Source organism: Arenimonas soli (assembly GCF_014643775.1).
In the GTDB taxonomy this organism is placed as follows: Bacteria; Pseudomonadota; Gammaproteobacteria; order Xanthomonadales; family Xanthomonadaceae; genus Arenimonas; species Arenimonas soli.
This window is the reverse complement of the sequence record NZ_BMKC01000001.1, coordinates 838,548-853,134: the sequence shown is the minus strand read 5'-3', so window position 1 is coordinate 853,134 and position 14,587 is coordinate 838,548. Positions and strand designations below refer to the sequence as shown.

Genomic DNA, 14,587 nt, shown 5'->3' with positions numbered 1-14,587 from the left:
TGGGGAACGCCTAAGGTATCGCTTCGATGCCCGAGGCATCCACCTTCGCGAGCAAGCCGTCCACCCTGCCCCGCCCGGGCACGACCAGGCCGGGGCTGATTTCAGCCAGCGGCACCAGGACGAAGGCACGTTCGTGCAGGCGCGGGTGCGGCAGGCTCAGGCCGGGCAGCTCCAGCACCTGGTCGTCGTAAAGCAGCAAGTCGAGGTCGAGCGTGCGCGGTCCCCAGCGCCCGGCGTCTTCGTCGCGCAGGCGACCGAACCGCCTTTCGATGCCGAGCAGGTTCCCCAGCAGGTCGGGCGCGGCAAGCCCGGTTTCGACGGCAATCACGCCGTTGATGAAGTCCGGCTGGTCGGTGCGGCCCCAGGCCGGCGTGCGGTAAAGCGTCGAGCGCTGCAGCACCCGCGTGCCGGGCAGCGCGTCGACGGCTTCGATGGCCGCCTCGAGCGTGGCCCGGACCTCGCCCTGGTTGCCGCCGATCGCGATCCAGGCCGGCACCGGGGCAGCGGGATTCACTCGGGACTGCCGCCCGCGGGCTTGCGCCGGCGGCGGCGGGGCCGGCGCCGCGGTCCGCGGTCGTCGTCCCCGGCGTCGCCAGGTTCGCCGTCCACTTCGTCGTGGGCGCCATGCGGCAAGGTCTTGGGCGAAAGCCGGCTGGCCAGTTGTTCCGGCGCCTGGGCCTGGGCTTCGCGCCAGAACGCCAGGTCCTCGGCGACGTCCGGCGCGGCGCTGGCGCGAAGCTCGAGGAAATCGAAGGCGGCGCGGAAACGCGGGTGCGCAAGCAGGCGGAACACCCGCTTGCGCACGCGCTGGGTGAAGCGCGTCTGCAGCAGCCAGATTTCCTGCATCGGCAGCGAGAACCGCCGCGGCAGGGCAATGCGCTGGGCCTGGTGCAGGGTGACCCGGTCGGCGGCACGCTGCTGGGCGACGGTGCTGTCCACGCCCTGGGCCTGCAGCAGGGCCAGTTCCCGGCAATAGGCCGGCCACAGCAGCGCGGCGAACAGGAAGGCCGGCGTGACCGGCTTGTCCTGGGCGATGCGCGCGTCGGTGTTGCGCAGGGCCTGGAGCAGCATCGAACGCAGCGCACCGCTGCGGTTGGTGGCAAGGGCCTTGGCGGTTTCGGGGAACAGCGCCGGCATCAGGCCGAGCTGCTCGAGGACCAGGAAACTTTTTTCCGCATGCCCGGCCAGGAACATCTTCAGGCATTCGTCGAACAGGCGCGCTGGCGGCGCCGAGGACAGCAGGCCGGCCAGTTCGGGGATCGGTTCGGCGGCTTCGGGCGCGATGCTGAAACCCAGCTTCGCCGACAGTCGCGCCGCGCGCAGCATGCGCACCGGGTCTTCGCGGTAACGTTCGACCGGATCGCCGATCAGGCGCAGCACGCGGTCGCGGACGTCGGCATAACCACCGACATAATCGCGGACCGAAAAGTCCTCGACGGTGTAATAAAGCGCGTTGGCGGTGAAGTCGCGGCGAACGGCATCGTCTTCGATGCTGCCGTAGACGTTGTCGCGCAGCAGGCGACCGCCGTCGTCGGTTTCGCGGTCGTCGGTGTCGTTGGAGCTGTTCGCCCGGAAGGTGGCGACTTCGATGATCTCGCGGCCGTAGACCACGTGCGCCAGGCGGAAGCGGCGACCGATCAGCCGGCAGTTGCGGAACAGGTGCTTGACCTGTTCCGGCGTGGCGTCGGTGGCGACGTCGAAGTCCTTGGGGTGCCCGCCGGCGAGCAGGTCGCGCACGGCGCCGCCGACCAGGTAACCCTGGAAGCCGCCGTCGCGCAGCCGGTACAGAACGCGCAGCGCGTTCGGGCTGATGTCCTTGCGGGAGATGCCGTGCTCGGCGCGCGGCACGACCTGGGGCGGGTTCAGGCTGGGAATGGCGGTGTCCGTCATGGGCTGAAGGCGGCGCGGGATCCTTGCGCGGCGGGCGGCGCCCGGGGGCCTTGCAGCTTCCCGCGGGCGGTCAAGCCCGCTATACTAACGCCCGCTTCATCGCTTCGCCATCCGCGCTCCCTTCGTCTAGTGGCCTAGGACACGGCCCTCTCAAGGCTGGAACAGGGGTTCGAGTCCCCTAGGGAGCGCCACCCATTCCGAAGGCCCGGCCATGCCGGGCCTTCTTCGTTGCAGTCCCGGGGCGCTAGAATCGCGGGCCAGACTCGCAAGAACCGGGAAAACCCATGCCCTTCGTCGTCACCGAGAACTGCATCCGCTGCAAATACACCGACTGCGTCGAGGTCTGCCCGGTGGACTGCTTCCACGAGGGCCCGAACTTCCTGGTCATCGACCCCGAAGAGTGCATCGACTGCACCCTGTGCGAACCCGAATGCCCGGCCAAGGCCATCTATCCCGAGGACGACGTGCCCGCCGGCCAGGAAGGCTACATCGCGCTCAACGCCGAGCTGTCGAAGGACTGGCCGGTGATCACCACGCGCAAGGATCCGCTGCCCGATGCCGCCGAATGGGACGGCAAGACGGGCAAGCTGGGTGAACTGAAACGCTGAATCAGCCCAGGCGGGCCTTGAGCACGGCCAGCAGCTCCGTCGCGACGCCGCTGCGCACCGGCTGGCCGTCCGGGCCCAGGGCGACGACGCGGGTCTGGCCGTCGACCGCTTCGGCCCGCAGCAGCACCGTGACGCCCTTGTAGGTGACTTCGTAGCTGTTGAGCAGCTGCGCGCGGTCGCCGATGGTGGCGCCCTCGATCTTGTCCAGGGCGATGCCGATGCGGCGATAGCTGCTGGCCAGCGAGTCGGCCAGCATGAAGGACTCGATGCCTTCGACGTAGGCCTGGCCGGACGAGGCCGAGGGCACGCCCTGGCCTACGGCCGCCGTCGGCGCGTTGGGGTTGGCCGCGGGCACGGTGACGGCGCCGGCGGTGGATGGCACGTCCAGGCCCGGCGGCACTTCCAGTGGCTGGTTCTGGCGACTGGCCTGGTATTCGGCCTCGTTGCCCCACTTGTTGCGGATCCAGCTGCAGCCGCTGGAGGCGAGCACCGCCACGGCCAGGGTGGCGACCATCAGCGGGCGGAAGGAAAGGGTGGCGGCGGTCATGGGGTTCTCCTGGGGAGCGGCGCGGTGGTCCGCGCTCGCGGGGATTCAATCGGCAAGGTTACTTCAGTTCGGATTCGATCTGCTCGCACAGTGCCGCCATGGCGTCGGCGGCGGCGGCGTGCGCCTGTGAAAGGGGCAGCAGTGGCAGGCGCAGCCCGTGGCCGATGCCCTGGCGGGCCAGGATGGCCTTGACCGGGATCGGATTGGGTTCGACGCCGAGGAAGTCGTTCAGGCCGGCCAGCCGGGCGTCCAGCGCCCGGGCCTGGTCGGCTTCGCCGGCCCGGGCCAGGCGGCAAAGCCGGGCGAAGGCCCGCGGCACGACGTTCGAAGCCACCGAAATGACGCCCGCGGCGCCGCCCAGCATCGCCCGCACGAACGTCGGGTCGTCGCCGCTGAGCAGCGCGAAGTCCTTGCCGGCCAGCGGATACAGGGCCTGCCAGCGCTCCTCGTCGCCGCGCGCTTCCTTCAGGCCGATGATGTTGTCGTGGCTGCACAGCTGCGCCACCACGCCCGGCGACATGTCGCAGCCGGTGCGGCCGGGCACGTTGTAAAGCACCACCGGCAGCCCACCCTGGTCGGCGACGGCGCGGTAGTGCGCCACCAGGCCTTCGGGCGTGGGCCGCACGTAGGGTGGCGTGACCACCAGGGCGATGTCGGCGCCGCCGTCCCGGGCCAGGCGCGTCTGGGTGATGGTCTTGGCGGTGTTGGAGTGGCCGGTGCCGGCCAGCACCGGGATGCGCCCGGCCACCTGCGCGACGGCGGCGCGAAGCAGCGCCATGTACTCGGCATCGGTCAACGCGGCGGCTTCGCCGGTGGAGCCGGCGACGACGATGCCGGCGGTGCCGGCTTCGATCTGGCGGTCGATCAGGCGCGACCAGGCCGGGAAGTCGGGTTCGCCAGCGGCCGTGAACGGCGTCGCCAGCGCGGTGATGCTGCCGGAAAGTTGCAAAATGAATGCCTTGCAGGGACTGCCTGCGATCTTACTTGCGGGCTCAAAGCGGCGGCAAGTATGCTGGCCGGGACCTCCAGGCGCGCCCCCTGCCGCGCCCCCTTGGACCTTCGCTTTGACCGACCCTGCCGCACGCCCGACCGCCAACGAGAACCACCTGCTGATCAGCGCGTACACCACGCATCCGCAGTCACCGCTGTTGTCGGTCAGCCGCCGCATTTCGGACAGCGGCTGCAACCTGGTCGATGCCCGCCTCACCACCGTCGGCCGCGACGTCTCGGTCACGGCGCTGGCGGTGGGCTCCTGGGACGCCGTGGCCAAGCTCGAGGCCATGCTGGGCCGGCTTGAGCGCGAGGACGGCTACAAGCTCGTCTGGTACCGCACCGGCCCCAAGGCCCCGCAATCGAACCTGCTGCCCTACATCGTCGAGGTGGTGGCGGCCGACAAACCCGGCATCCTGTTCCAGCTTGCCGACTTCTTCGACCGCCAGGGCATCACCGTCGAGAACCTGCACAGCTCGCGCTACCGGGCGATGCAGACCGGCGCCGACATGTTCTCGGCCCAGGTCACCATCGGCATCCCGGCGAACATGCACATCGCCGCGCTGCGCGACGACTTCCTCGAGTTCTGCGACCACCTCAACCTCGACGCCATCATGGACCCGATGAAATTCTGAGGACGCGATGACCGGAAACGGCGACAAGATCCCCGATCTCCCGCTCACCCTGGGCAGCGGCAAGGCCGCGAAGCTCTCCGATTACCGCGGCAAGTGGCTGGTGCTGTACTTCTACCCGAAGGATTCCACGCCCGGCTGCACCACCGAAGGCCTGGATTTCAACGCCCTGCTCACGAAATTCCGCCGCGCCGGCGCCGAGGTGCTGGGCGTGTCGCGAGATTCGGTGAAATCGCATGCGAACTTCTGCGAGAAGCAGGGCTTCCGCTTCGACCTGGTGTCCGACGCCGACGAGGCCCTGTGCAAGGCCTTCGACGTCATCAAGGAAAAGAACATGTACGGCCGCAAGGTGCTGGGCATCGAGCGCAGCACCTTCCTGCTCGATCCGCAGGGCCGCGTCGCCGACGAGTGGCGCAAGGTGAAGGTGGCCGGCCACGCCGACGCCGTGTACGAATCGCTCAAGCAGCACCAGCAGGCCAACAAGGCAAAGTGACCTTGCTCCCGAACATTTCCGTCGCCGACTCGCCCCGCGAGCTTCGGCGGCCCTGTCCTTTCCGGGGCCCGCGCCCCTAGCCCGAGAAGCCCATGACCCGATCCAAGCGAATCTACGTCCTGGACACCAACGTGCTGATGCACGACCCCACCGCCCTGTTCAAGTTCGAAGAGCACGACGTCTTCATACCGATGATGGTTCTCGAGGAACTCGACAACGGCAAGAAGGGCCACTCCGAAGCCAGCCGCAACGCCCGCCAGGTCAGTCGCTTCCTCAACGAGATCATCGTCGCCCACGGCAGCGACAGCATCGACGAAGGCGTCAAGCTGGTGCGCCCGCAGGGGCTGCAGCTGCGCTCGGCCGAAGCCATCGGCCGCCTGATGTTCCAGCTCAAGCCGGTCGAGGTCGGCAAGCGCTTCGGCACCGTGCTGCCGGACAACCAGATCCTGGGCTCGATCCTGCAGCTGATCGAAGACCACCCCGGCGTGCCGGTGGTGCTGGTGTCCAAGGACATCAACCTGCGCATCAAGGCCTCGATCTGCGGCGTCAAGGCCGAGGACTACGAAAACGACCGCGCGATCGACGACTTCAACCTGCTCTTCACCGGCGCCACCGAACTTCCGGAGGATTTCTGGGAGCTGCACGAAGGCAGCCTGCGCAGCTGGACCGACCGCGGCCGCACCTTCTACGAAGTGGCGCGCAAGGACGACGACGGCTGGTACCCGAACCAGTTCCTGTACATGCCCGGCGACGACGAAGTGGAAATGAAGGTCGCGCGGCTGGACGATGAGAAGGCGGTGCTGCAGATCGTCGACGACTTCCGCAACCCGCAGCACCAGGTCTGGGGCATCAACGCGCGCAACCGCGAGCAGAACTTCGCCTTCAACGCGCTGATGGACCCCGAGATCGACTTCGTCACCCTGCTCGGCACCGCCGGCACCGGCAAGACCCTGCTGGCCCTGGCCGCCGGCCTGACGCAGACCATGGACGTGCAGCGCTACCGCGAGATCATCATGACCCGCGCCACCGTCAGCGTCGGCGAGGACATCGGCTTCCTGCCCGGCACCGAGGAAGAAAAGATGACGCCCTGGATGGGCGCCCTGACCGACAACCTCGAGGTGCTGACCCACACCGAGGACCACGGCAGCTGGGGCCGCGGCGCCACCAACGAACTGCTGGCCAGCCGCATCAAGATCCGCTCGATGAACTTCATGCGCGGGCGCACCTTCCTCAACCGCTGGGTGATCGTGGACGAGGCGCAGAACCTCACGCCCAAGCAGATGAAGACCCTGGTCACGCGCGCCGGCCCGGGCACCAAGATCATCTGCATGGGCAACGTCGAGCAGATCGACACGCCCTACCTCACCGAAACCACCTCGGGACTGACCTACGCCGTGGACCGCTTCAAGAACTGGAATCACAGCGCCCACATCACACTGCGCCGCGGCGAGCGTTCGCGCCTGGCCGACTACGCTTCGGAAGTGCTTTGACCGGCAATGCCCGCCCCGTTTGTGCGCTGACCATCGCCGGATCCGATTCCGGCGGTGGTGCCGGCATCCAGGCGGACCTCAAGACCTTCGCCGCCCACGGCGTGCACGGGCTGAGCGCGCTGTCGGCGCTCACCGCCCAGCACACGCGGGCGGTGACGGCCGTGCACGTGCCGCCCGTGGATTTCCTGCGCGAACAGATCGATGCCTGCTTCGCCGATTTCGACATCGGCGCGGTGAAGATCGGCATGCTGGCCAATGCGCGTGTGATCCGCGCCGTGGCCGACGCGCTGGAAACCCATCGCCCGCGGGCGGTGGTGCTGGACCCGGTGATGGTGGCCACGTCCGGCGCCAAGCTGCTCGACGACGGGGCCCTGGACATGCTGCGCTCGCGGCTGCTGCCGCTGGCGACGGTGCTCACGCCCAACATCCCCGAAGCCGAACTGCTTCTGGGCCATGCGATTGCCGACGACGAAGCCGCGGAAGCGGCGCTGGTGGAACTGCTCGCCCTCGACGCCAGCGCCGTGCTGCTCAAGGGCGGCCACCTGCCCGGCAGCGGCGACATGGTGGATCGCTTCGACGACGGCGAAGCGCTGATCGAATTCGTCAATCCGCGCCTGGATGTCGAAGGCCATGGCACCGGCTGCACCCTGGCCTCGGCCATCGCCGCCAACCTGTGCCGCGGCATGCCGCTGCGCGAGGCCTGCTCGGCCGCGACCAACTACGTGCACGGCGCGCTCAAGCACGGGTTTGCCCCGGGCAAGGGGCCGGTGCGGGTGCTGGCGCACTTCTGGCAGCGCACGCAGGAATGATGTCTGGAACATCACTAAAGATATCCTGAGCTTGTCTTAAGACGTTCCGGGTCCTAAAGTTCGCCCAGGCTTTTGCGAGGGAACCCGGATGATCAGCGCCGCCCAGCTGCGTGCCGCCCGCGCCTTGATCGGCATCGACCAGCGCCGCCTGGCCGAACTGGCCGGCGTGTCCCTGCCCACCGTGCAGCGCATGGAAGCCAGCGCCGGCAACGTGCGCGGCAAGATCGACACCCTGACGCGAATCGTCGAGGCACTCGACGCCGCCGGCGTTGAACTGATCGGCAACGGCCAGCCCAGCCAGGGCCAGGGCCGCGGCGTGCGCCTGAAGGAGCCGCAGCAGTGAGCCTGCGCGAGCGGATCGCGCGCCATTTCCACCCCAAACTGCTGACGGTATTCGCCGAGGGCTACCGGTGGTCGGACCTGCGCGCCGACAGCGTGGCCGGCCTGACGGTAGCCATCGTCGCCCTGCCCCTGGCCATGGCCCTGGCGGTGGCCAGCGGTGCCGACCCGGCCACCGGCTTGCTTACCGCCATCGTTGCCGGGTTCCTGATATCCGCCCTGGGCGGCTCGCGCGTGCAGGTGGGCGGCCCGACCGGCGCCTTCATCCCGGTCATCTACGCGATCATCGCCACCCACGGTTACGACGGCCTGGTCATCGCCACCCTGATGGCCGGCCTGATCCTGGTGGTCGCCGGCCTGCTCAAGGTCGGCACGCTGATGAAGTACCTGCCGCAGCCGCTGGTCACCGGTTTCACCGCCGGCATCGCGGTCATCATCTTCGCCAGCCAGCTCAAGGACCTGCTGGGCCTGCAGGTCGACGGGGTGCCGGCCGAATTCCTGCCCAAGCTGGGCGTGCTGTGGGCGCACCTGGACAGCTTCAATGGCTGGGCCCTGGCACTGGCCCTTGCCTGCGTCGGGCTGATCGTCGGACTGCGCAAGCTGGCGCCCAGCGCGCCCGGCTTCCTGGTGGCGGTGGTGCTGGCCTCGGGCGCGGTCGCGCTGTTCGGTTTGCCGGTCGACACCATCGGCAGCCGTTTCGGCGGCGTGCCGTCCAGCCTGCCCCTGCCCGCGCTGCCCTCGCTCGACCTGGCGCGCTGCATCGCGCTGCTGCCGGCGGCGCTGACCATCGCCTTCCTGGCCGGCATCGAGTCACTGCTGTCGGCGGTCGTGGCCGACGGCATGACCGGCCGGCGACATCGTTCGAATACCGAACTGATTGGTCAGGGCATCGCCAACGGCGCCTCGGCCCTGTTCGGCGGACTGCCGGCCACGGGGGCGATCGCCCGCACCGCCACCAATATCCGCGCCGGCGCCCGGACCCCGGTGGCCGGCATGCTGCATGCGGCCTTCCTGCTGGCCTTCGTATTGCTGGCGGCCGACCTGGCCAGCTACGTGCCGCTTCCGGCGCTGGCGGGCCTGCTGGTGGTGGTGGCCTGGAACATGAGCGAACACGGCCACTTCCGCCACACCCTGCGGTCGGCGCCGCGCGGCGACAAGCTGGTGCTGCTGCTCACCTTCGGCCTGACCGTGTTCGTGGACCTCACCGTGGCCATCGAGGTGGGCATGGTGGTGGCGGCCTTCGCCTTCATGCACCGCATGGCCGGCCTGGTCGAGGTGACCGCCGGCGTGCAGCTGATCGAAGACGACTCGGACGGTGAATCTGCCACCGATGCGACCCAGCGCGAACAGCTGCCGCCGGGCGTGGAGGTCTACCAGATCCGCGGGCCGCTGTTCTTCGGCGCCGCCAACCGGCTCGACAACCTGCTCGACCAGCTGTTCACGCGCCCGAACGTCTTCATCCTGCGCATGCGGCTGGTGCCGCTGGTCGACGCCAGCGGCGTGCACTCGCTGACCACCCTGGCCGAACGCTGCAAACGCCAGGGCATCGTGCTGGTGATCTCCGGCATGCAGCCCCAGCCGATGGCGGTGGCCCGGCGCCTGGGCCTGGTCGAGAGGCCGGGCGAGCTGCACTTCGCCGCGGATTTTCCGGCCGCCCTGCGCCTGGCCCGGTCATTGACCGGTGAAGGCCTGGTCCGGGACATCGCCGGGGTCTGACGGACTGGCCCGGGCGGCCCCGGCTCCGGTAGCATCGGCGGCAGTCCAGAACCCTTCACGGAGCCAGCCATGCGCAGCGGCAATCCCGCCCTGAACCAGAACACCTTCCTCGACGTCGGCAGCGGCGAAGTCGTCTCCCGCGACGCCAGCCAGGTGATGACCCTGGGCGGCACGGTCAACAAGACCGGCCTGCTGCTGCTGTTGTGCGTGGCCACGGCCGCCTACACCTGGAACCTGTTCGACCCGGCCAACCCGGGCGCGATGATGCCCTGGATGCTGGTGGGCGGCATCGGCGGCTTCATCGTCGCCATCGTCACGGTCTTCAAGAAGACCTGGTCGCCGGTCACGGCGCCGGTCTACGCGCTGCTCGAGGGCCTGTTCCTGGGCGGCATCTCGGCCTTCTTCGAAGCGCAGTTCCCCGGCATCGTGATGCAGGCGGTGATGCTGACCCTGGGCGTGCTGGCCGCCATGCTGATGGCCTACAAGTCCGGCCTGATCAAGGCCACCGAAAACTTCAAGCTGGGCGTGGTCGCCGCCACCGGCGGCATCGCCCTGCTCTACGTGATCAACATCGGCATGCGCATGTTCGGCTTCGAGGGCATGGGCTTCATCCACGACTCGGGCGCGATGGGCATCGCCTTCAGCCTGTTCGTGGTGGTCATCGCCGCCCTGAACCTGGTGCTGGACTTCGACTTCATCGAAGCCGGTGCCGAAGCCGGTGCGCCCAAGTACATGGAATGGTACGGCGCCTTCGGCCTGGTCGTGACCCTGGTCTGGCTGTACCTGGAGATCCTGCGCCTGCTGGCCAAGCTGCAGTCGCGCGACTGACGCGCAGGCGTTCCGGTCCGCGGCCGGAACCCTGAACCAGGCACATCACCCGGACGCCCTACACCGCCAGGGCCGGCGCATCGTGGCCGAAGCCGTGCGACCATCGGCGCTGGCGGCATGTGCCGCCAGCGCCGGAGTCTTTCGCCATGGCCAGGATTGCTTTCACCCTCCTGTCGGTCTTGCTGTTGCTGGCGGGCTGCGCCAGCACCCAGCGTTTGATGCTGGGCCCGGCCCGCGCGCCCATCGACCCGTCCGAGGTGCGCATCTACCGCGCGGCGCCACCCGGATCCGTGGACGTGGCCCAGCTTGAAGCCGCCAGCGGCATCGGGTTCGGCACCCCGGGCCAGGAACGTGCCGTGATCGATCGCTTGCGCACCGAGGCCGCCGCCCTGGGGGCCAACGGGCTGGTCATCGTCGGCGTCGGCCAGGCACGCTCGCCCGTGGGCATGTCGGTCGGCGGCGCCAGCTACGGCAGGAACAGCGCCGTCGGCGTCGGCCTCGGCATCCCCACCAGCCGCAAGAAGGCGCACGCGGTGGCTATCTATGTGCCGCCGGCTTCGCGGGACGTTCCCGCCTCGGACTGATTGCCGGCGACTTCAGGCCAGCAATGAAAAGGGCGCCTTATGGCGCCCTTCCTGTTTCACGCCGGAACGCCGGGACCTCAGGCCCTGGCGCGGTTCGCGATGGCCTGGGCGAAAGACTCGGTGGTGCCGCTGCCCCCCAGGTCGGGCGTCAGGTTGTCCTTGGCCGTCATGGTCTCGACGATGGCCTGGCGCAGGCGGCGGGCGGCGTCGTTGTGGCCCAGGTGGTCGAGCATCTGGGCGGCGCCCAGCAGCAGGGCCACCGGGTTGGCGATGCCCTTGCCGGCGATGTCCGGCGCCGAGCCATGCACGGCCTCGAAGATCGCCGCCTCGGTGCCGATGTTGGCACCCGGGGCCAGGCCCAGGCCGCCGACGAGGCCGGCGCACAGGTCGGAAATGATGTCGCCGAACAGGTTGGTGGTGACGATGACGTCGAACTGCTCGGGACGCATCACCAGCTGCATGCAGGTGTTGTCGACGATCATGTCGTTGCACTGGATGTCCGGGTACTCGGTGGCCACCTGGCGCGCCACCTTCAGGAACAGGCCCGAGGTGGACTTGAGGATGTTGGCCTTGTGCACCACCGTGACCTTCTTGCGGCCGATGCGGCGCGCCAGGTCGAAGGCGTAGCGCACGATGCGCTCGGAGCCGCGGCGGGTGATCTTCTGCGTGAGCGTGGCCGTTTCACCGTCGGCGGTGAGGTTCTGGCCCTCGCCGATGTAGGCGCCTTCGGTGTTTTCACGCACCGTGATCAGGTCGATGTTCTCGTAGCGCGACTTGGTGTTCGGGAAGCTGATCGCCGGACGCACGTTCGCGTACAGGTCGAAGCGCTTGCGCAACTCGACGTTGATCGACGAGAAGCCCTCGCCCACCGGCGTGGTCAGCGGGCTCTTTAGCGCCACGCGGTGCTTGCGGATGGCGTCCATGGTGGCGGCGGGAAGCAGTTCGCCCTGCTTTTCGTAGGCGACCAGGCCGGCCTCGACGAAGTCGTAGGACAGGCCCAGGTCAAGGGCGTCGAGCACCTTGAGGGTGGCATCCATGATCTCCGGGCCAATGCCGTCGCCGCGGATCACCGCAATCGTCTGGGTCATAAGTTCTTGTTCTTCCAAAGGGTTCTGGCGGCCAGGCGGCCGCCGGAGGCGCAATATTATGCCTCAATCGCCCTGCCCCTGCCCGATTGGACCTTGGTCGTAGGCCGGCTCAGTGGCCGTGGCCGGCCGGTTCGGCGGCCGCGCCGGCGTCGCCGCCTTCGAGCTGGTCGAGGAAGTCCACCGCCCGCCGCAGGTGCGGGATGACGATCGAACCGCCCACCACCAGGGACACGCTGAAGGCTTCGAAAAGCTCGTCCCGGCTGACCCCGGCCTGCTTGCACTGGGCCACGTGGTAGGCGATGCAGTCGTCGCAGCGCAGCACCATCGACGCCGCCAGGCCCATCAGTTCCTTGGTCTTCACGTCCAGGGCGCCGGCGCGGTAGGTCTGGGTGTCGAGCGCGAAGAAGCGGCGCACCACCTGGTTGTCCTCGGCCAGGATGCGTTCGTTCATGCGCTTGCGGAAGGCGCTGAATTCAGCGACGCGATCATCGCCGCCCTTGCCCTTGTCCGCACTCATGCCTGGCCCTCGAGCAAGGGCTTGAGTCCACCCGCACGGTCCAGGGCCACCAGCTCGTCGTAACCGCCCACGTGGGTGTCGCCGATGAAGATCTGCGGCACCGAGGTGCGCTCGGTGCGCGCCATCATCTCGCGGCGACGCTCCAGGTCGAGGTCGACGCGGACCTCTTCCCACTGGGCACCGCGCGACTTGAGGAAATTCTTGGCCGCCACGCAGAACGGGCAGACGGCGGTGGTGTACATCAGGACCTTGGACACGGGACTCTCCGGAAGTTCAGCCCGCAGTGTGGGGCCCGGCGACCGCCTTTTCCAGCCAGCGCCTGCAACGCTGCGGCACGGGGCGCGCGGGTTAACCGCGGGTTCACCCGCGGCGCCCGCCGCAGCCGCTATGCTTCGGCCACCCCTGCATGGAGTCCGCCTTGCGCATCCTCGCCACCGCCGCCCTCAGCCTGGCCATCACCCTGGCCTGCGGTGCCCGCGCGCAGGACGCCAGCCTGCCCGACATCGGATCGTCGGCCGCCGGGATGATCGACCCGGCCACCGAGGCCGAATACGGCGCCTACCTGCGCTACGAACTGCGCCGCCTGAACATGCTGGTCGAAGACCCGCTGGTGGATGACTGGCTGCAGTCCATGGGCTACCGCCTGGCCGCGGCCAGCGACGTGCCCATGAACGACTACACCTTCTTCATGATGCGCGACCGGCAGATCAACGCCTTCGCTACGCTCGGCGGCTACATCGGCATGAACGCCGGCCTGGTGCTCACCGCTGAAACCGAAGCCGAGGTCGCCGGCGTGATGGCGCACGAAATCGCCCACGTCACCCAGCGCCACGTGCTTCGCGCCTACGAACGCGCCAGCAAGGACCAGGTGCCGATCATGCTGGCCATGCTCGGCGCCATCGCCGCCGCCCAGGCCGTGGGCGACAGCGGTGGCCGCGACAGCTCCAGCGGGAACGCCTCGATGGCGGCCGTCGCCGGCGCCATGGCCCTGATCCAGCAGCGCCGGATCGACTACACCCGGTCGAACGAGTCGGAAGCCGATCGCATCGGCATCCAGACCCTGGCCCGGGCCGGCTACGACCCGAACGGCATGGCCGACTTCTTCGAGCGCATGCAGCGCGTGAACCGCGGCAATTCCGGGGGCTACCAGCTGCCCGAATACCTGCGCAGCCACCCGGTCACCACCACGCGCATCAGCGAAACCCGCCAGTTGGCCAGCCGCATGCAGGGTGCGTCGGTGCCGGGCCCGGTCGCGGCGCCCGTGCGGACCTCGCTGCTGCTGCCCGGCGAACTGAGCCTGGCCGCCCACGGCGCCGCCGCGCTCGACCGCGACGACATCTTCCCCTGGGCGCGCGAGCGCCTGCGCGTGCTCAGCGCCAGCAGCCCGCGCCAGTCGGTGCTCGAATACGAAGCCCTGGCCAAAGCCCCGGGCCAGCAGGACAACGACGCCCTGCGTTATGGCCTGGCCCTGGCCCAGCAGCGCGCCGGCCGGCCGCGCGAGGCCGCCGCCACCCTCGACGCGCTGATCGCCAGGCACCCGGGTGACCTGTGGCTGGAGCTGGCGCGCGCCGAAACCGCGGCCCACTACCGCCAGCCCGCCGAAGCCACGGAGCTGTTCGAGGCCCTGCTCAGGCGCCACCCGGAAAGCCGGGCCGTGCGCCTGGCTTATGCCGAGGTCCTGGGCGAACGGGCCACGGCCGAAGCCGGCCGCCGCGCCCAGGACGTGCTGCGGCCACTGCTGCCGACCGCCGGCGACGATCCGCTGTTCCAGCGCAACTTCGCCCGCGCCAGCGAACTGGCCGGCGACGAAGTCCGGGCCAGCGAGGCCTACGCCGAGGCCGCCTTCCTCAACGGCCGGGCGGTGGACGCGCTCAACCAGCTCGAGCGCCTCAAGCAGCGCGAGGACCTGAGCTATTACCAGCGCGCCCGCATCGAGGCGCGCATGGCCGCGATCACCCCGGTGGTGCTGGAAATGCGCCGCCAGGGCATCCGGGCCGAGGAACAGCGCCCCGACCGGCGCTAGGGGCGGCGAGGCCCGCCGGAACGGGCTGTCACG

16 protein-coding genes, 1 tRNA gene and 1 pseudogene are annotated in these 14,587 nt (G+C 69.1%); 11 read left to right on the top strand and 7 right to left on the bottom strand.

Annotated features, from left to right (window positions below; genetic code table 11):
• Nucleotides 1–10: 10 nt before the first annotated feature.
• Together folK and pcnB are read right to left on the bottom strand one after the other, a co-directional pair.
• Complete coding sequence (gene folK, locus IEX13_RS04105; RefSeq protein ID WP_188661571.1) at nucleotides 11–514, bottom strand: 2-amino-4-hydroxy-6-hydroxymethyldihydropteridine diphosphokinase; 504 nt, start codon at nucleotides 512–514, stop codon at nucleotides 11–13.
• Nucleotides 511–1,851: pseudogene (gene pcnB, locus IEX13_RS04100) on the bottom strand (polynucleotide adenylyltransferase PcnB); the annotation flags it as partial. The gene folK and the pseudogene pcnB, both read right to left, overlap by 4 nt.
• Before the next feature lie 154 nt (nucleotides 1,852–2,005).
• On the opposite strand from pcnB, the gene IEX13_RS04095 reads away from it, so the two are divergent.
• Both IEX13_RS04095 and fdxA read left to right on the top strand, forming a co-directional pair.
• A tRNA-Glu gene (locus tag IEX13_RS04095) sits at nucleotides 2,006–2,081 on the top strand.
• A 93-nt stretch (nucleotides 2,082–2,174) separates the two neighbouring features.
• Nucleotides 2,175–2,498, top strand: coding sequence for a ferredoxin FdxA (gene fdxA / locus IEX13_RS04090; protein WP_188661568.1), 324 nt, complete (start codon nucleotides 2,175–2,177; stop codon nucleotides 2,496–2,498).
• A gap of 1 nt (nucleotide 2,499) precedes the next feature.
• Here fdxA and IEX13_RS04085 read toward each other — a convergent pair whose 3' ends face one another.
• Together IEX13_RS04085 and dapA are read right to left on the bottom strand one after the other, a co-directional pair.
• A complete protein-coding gene (locus tag IEX13_RS04085; RefSeq protein ID WP_188661566.1) occupies nucleotides 2,500–3,045 on the bottom strand; it encodes a hypothetical protein in 546 nt (181 codons plus the stop codon).
• 58 nt (nucleotides 3,046–3,103) lie between these two features.
• Nucleotides 3,104–3,994, bottom strand: a complete 891-nt coding sequence (dapA, locus tag IEX13_RS04080) for a 4-hydroxy-tetrahydrodipicolinate synthase (protein WP_188661564.1) — start codon at nucleotides 3,992–3,994, stop codon at nucleotides 3,104–3,106.
• A gap of 115 nt (nucleotides 3,995–4,109) precedes the next feature.
• Between dapA and IEX13_RS04075 the strand changes: the two genes are divergently transcribed.
• The 8 genes from IEX13_RS04075 to IEX13_RS04040 all read left to right on the top strand — a co-directional run bounded on the left by IEX13_RS04075 (nucleotide 4,110) and on the right by IEX13_RS04040 (nucleotide 10,926).
• Nucleotides 4,110–4,670 (top strand): glycine cleavage system transcriptional repressor, encoded by a 561-nt coding sequence (locus IEX13_RS04075; protein ID WP_229668443.1) that lies wholly within the window; start codon nucleotides 4,110–4,112, stop codon nucleotides 4,668–4,670.
• A 7-nt stretch (nucleotides 4,671–4,677) separates the two neighbouring features.
• Complete coding sequence (locus IEX13_RS04070) at nucleotides 4,678–5,160, top strand: peroxiredoxin (RefSeq protein ID WP_188661560.1); 483 nt, start codon at nucleotides 4,678–4,680, stop codon at nucleotides 5,158–5,160.
• Between the two features lie 92 nt (nucleotides 5,161–5,252).
• On the top strand, nucleotides 5,253–6,650 hold the full coding sequence (locus IEX13_RS04065) for a PhoH family protein (protein WP_188661557.1): 1,398 nt from the start codon (nucleotides 5,253–5,255) through the stop codon (nucleotides 6,648–6,650).
• Nucleotides 6,647–7,459, top strand: coding sequence for a bifunctional hydroxymethylpyrimidine kinase/phosphomethylpyrimidine kinase (gene thiD / locus IEX13_RS04060; RefSeq protein WP_188661556.1), 813 nt, complete (start codon nucleotides 6,647–6,649; stop codon nucleotides 7,457–7,459). The genes IEX13_RS04065 and thiD overlap by 4 nt, the downstream gene beginning before the upstream one ends.
• 88 nt (nucleotides 7,460–7,547) lie before the next feature.
• Complete coding sequence (locus tag IEX13_RS04055) at nucleotides 7,548–7,802, top strand: helix-turn-helix domain-containing protein (RefSeq protein WP_188661554.1); 255 nt, start codon at nucleotides 7,548–7,550, stop codon at nucleotides 7,800–7,802.
• Nucleotides 7,799–9,514 (top strand): SulP family inorganic anion transporter, encoded by a 1,716-nt coding sequence (locus IEX13_RS04050; RefSeq protein WP_188661551.1) that lies wholly within the window; start codon nucleotides 7,799–7,801, stop codon nucleotides 9,512–9,514. Before IEX13_RS04055 ends, IEX13_RS04050 begins: the two co-directional genes overlap by 4 nt.
• 69 nt (nucleotides 9,515–9,583) lie before the next feature.
• Nucleotides 9,584–10,342, top strand: a complete 759-nt coding sequence (locus IEX13_RS04045) for a Bax inhibitor-1/YccA family protein (RefSeq protein ID WP_188661549.1) — start codon at nucleotides 9,584–9,586, stop codon at nucleotides 10,340–10,342.
• A 146-nt stretch (nucleotides 10,343–10,488) separates the two neighbouring features.
• Nucleotides 10,489–10,926, top strand: coding sequence for a hypothetical protein (locus tag IEX13_RS04040; protein WP_188661546.1), 438 nt, complete (start codon nucleotides 10,489–10,491; stop codon nucleotides 10,924–10,926).
• A 77-nt stretch (nucleotides 10,927–11,003) separates the two neighbouring features.
• On the opposite strand, the gene IEX13_RS04035 is transcribed toward IEX13_RS04040, so the two are convergent.
• The 3 genes from IEX13_RS04035 to grxC form a co-directional block, all read right to left on the bottom strand.
• A complete protein-coding gene (locus IEX13_RS04035; RefSeq protein WP_188661545.1) occupies nucleotides 11,004–12,014 on the bottom strand; it encodes an isocitrate dehydrogenase in 1,011 nt (336 codons plus the stop codon).
• A gap of 109 nt (nucleotides 12,015–12,123) precedes the next feature.
• Nucleotides 12,124–12,531 (bottom strand): carboxymuconolactone decarboxylase family protein, encoded by a 408-nt coding sequence (locus IEX13_RS04030; RefSeq protein ID WP_188661543.1) that lies wholly within the window; start codon nucleotides 12,529–12,531, stop codon nucleotides 12,124–12,126.
• The gene (gene grxC / locus IEX13_RS04025; protein ID WP_188663001.1) at nucleotides 12,528–12,773 is read right to left on the bottom strand and encodes a glutaredoxin 3; all 246 of its coding nucleotides are present in this window, start codon (nucleotides 12,771–12,773) and stop codon (nucleotides 12,528–12,530) included. Before grxC ends, IEX13_RS04030 begins: the two co-directional genes overlap by 4 nt.
• A gap of 164 nt (nucleotides 12,774–12,937) precedes the next feature.
• Here grxC and IEX13_RS04020 point away from each other — a divergent pair, with 164 nt between their 5' ends.
• Nucleotides 12,938–14,554 (top strand): M48 family metalloprotease, encoded by a 1,617-nt coding sequence (locus IEX13_RS04020; protein ID WP_188661541.1) that lies wholly within the window; start codon nucleotides 12,938–12,940, stop codon nucleotides 14,552–14,554.
• Nucleotides 14,555–14,587: the final 33 nt, after the last annotated feature.

What these genes read in the sequence shown, in the direction of transcription:
- fdxA (WP_188661568.1), top strand. Translation starts at nt 2,175, where the DNA reads ATGCCCTTCGTCGTCACCGAGAACTGCATCCGCTGCAAATACACCGAC.
- IEX13_RS04085 (WP_188661566.1), bottom strand. Translation starts at nt 3,045, where the DNA reads ATGACCGCCGCCACCCTTTCCTTCCGCCCGCTGATGGTCGCCACCCTG.
- IEX13_RS04070 (WP_188661560.1), top strand. Translation starts at nt 4,678, where the DNA reads ATGACCGGAAACGGCGACAAGATCCCCGATCTCCCGCTCACCCTGGGC.
- IEX13_RS04065 (WP_188661557.1), top strand. Translation starts at nt 5,253, where the DNA reads ATGACCCGATCCAAGCGAATCTACGTCCTGGACACCAACGTGCTGATG.
- IEX13_RS04055 (WP_188661554.1), top strand. Translation starts at nt 7,548, where the DNA reads ATGATCAGCGCCGCCCAGCTGCGTGCCGCCCGCGCCTTGATCGGCATC.
- IEX13_RS04045 (WP_188661549.1), top strand. Translation starts at nt 9,584, where the DNA reads ATGCGCAGCGGCAATCCCGCCCTGAACCAGAACACCTTCCTCGACGTC.
- IEX13_RS04040 (WP_188661546.1), top strand. Translation starts at nt 10,489, where the DNA reads ATGGCCAGGATTGCTTTCACCCTCCTGTCGGTCTTGCTGTTGCTGGCG.
- IEX13_RS04035 (WP_188661545.1), bottom strand. Translation starts at nt 12,014, where the DNA reads ATGACCCAGACGATTGCGGTGATCCGCGGCGACGGCATTGGCCCGGAG.
- IEX13_RS04030 (WP_188661543.1), bottom strand. Translation starts at nt 12,531, where the DNA reads ATGAGTGCGGACAAGGGCAAGGGCGGCGATGATCGCGTCGCTGAATTC.
- grxC (WP_188663001.1), bottom strand. Translation starts at nt 12,773, where the DNA reads ATGTACACCACCGCCGTCTGCCCGTTCTGCGTGGCGGCCAAGAATTTC.
- IEX13_RS04020 (WP_188661541.1), top strand. Translation starts at nt 12,938, where the DNA reads ATGGAGTCCGCCTTGCGCATCCTCGCCACCGCCGCCCTCAGCCTGGCC.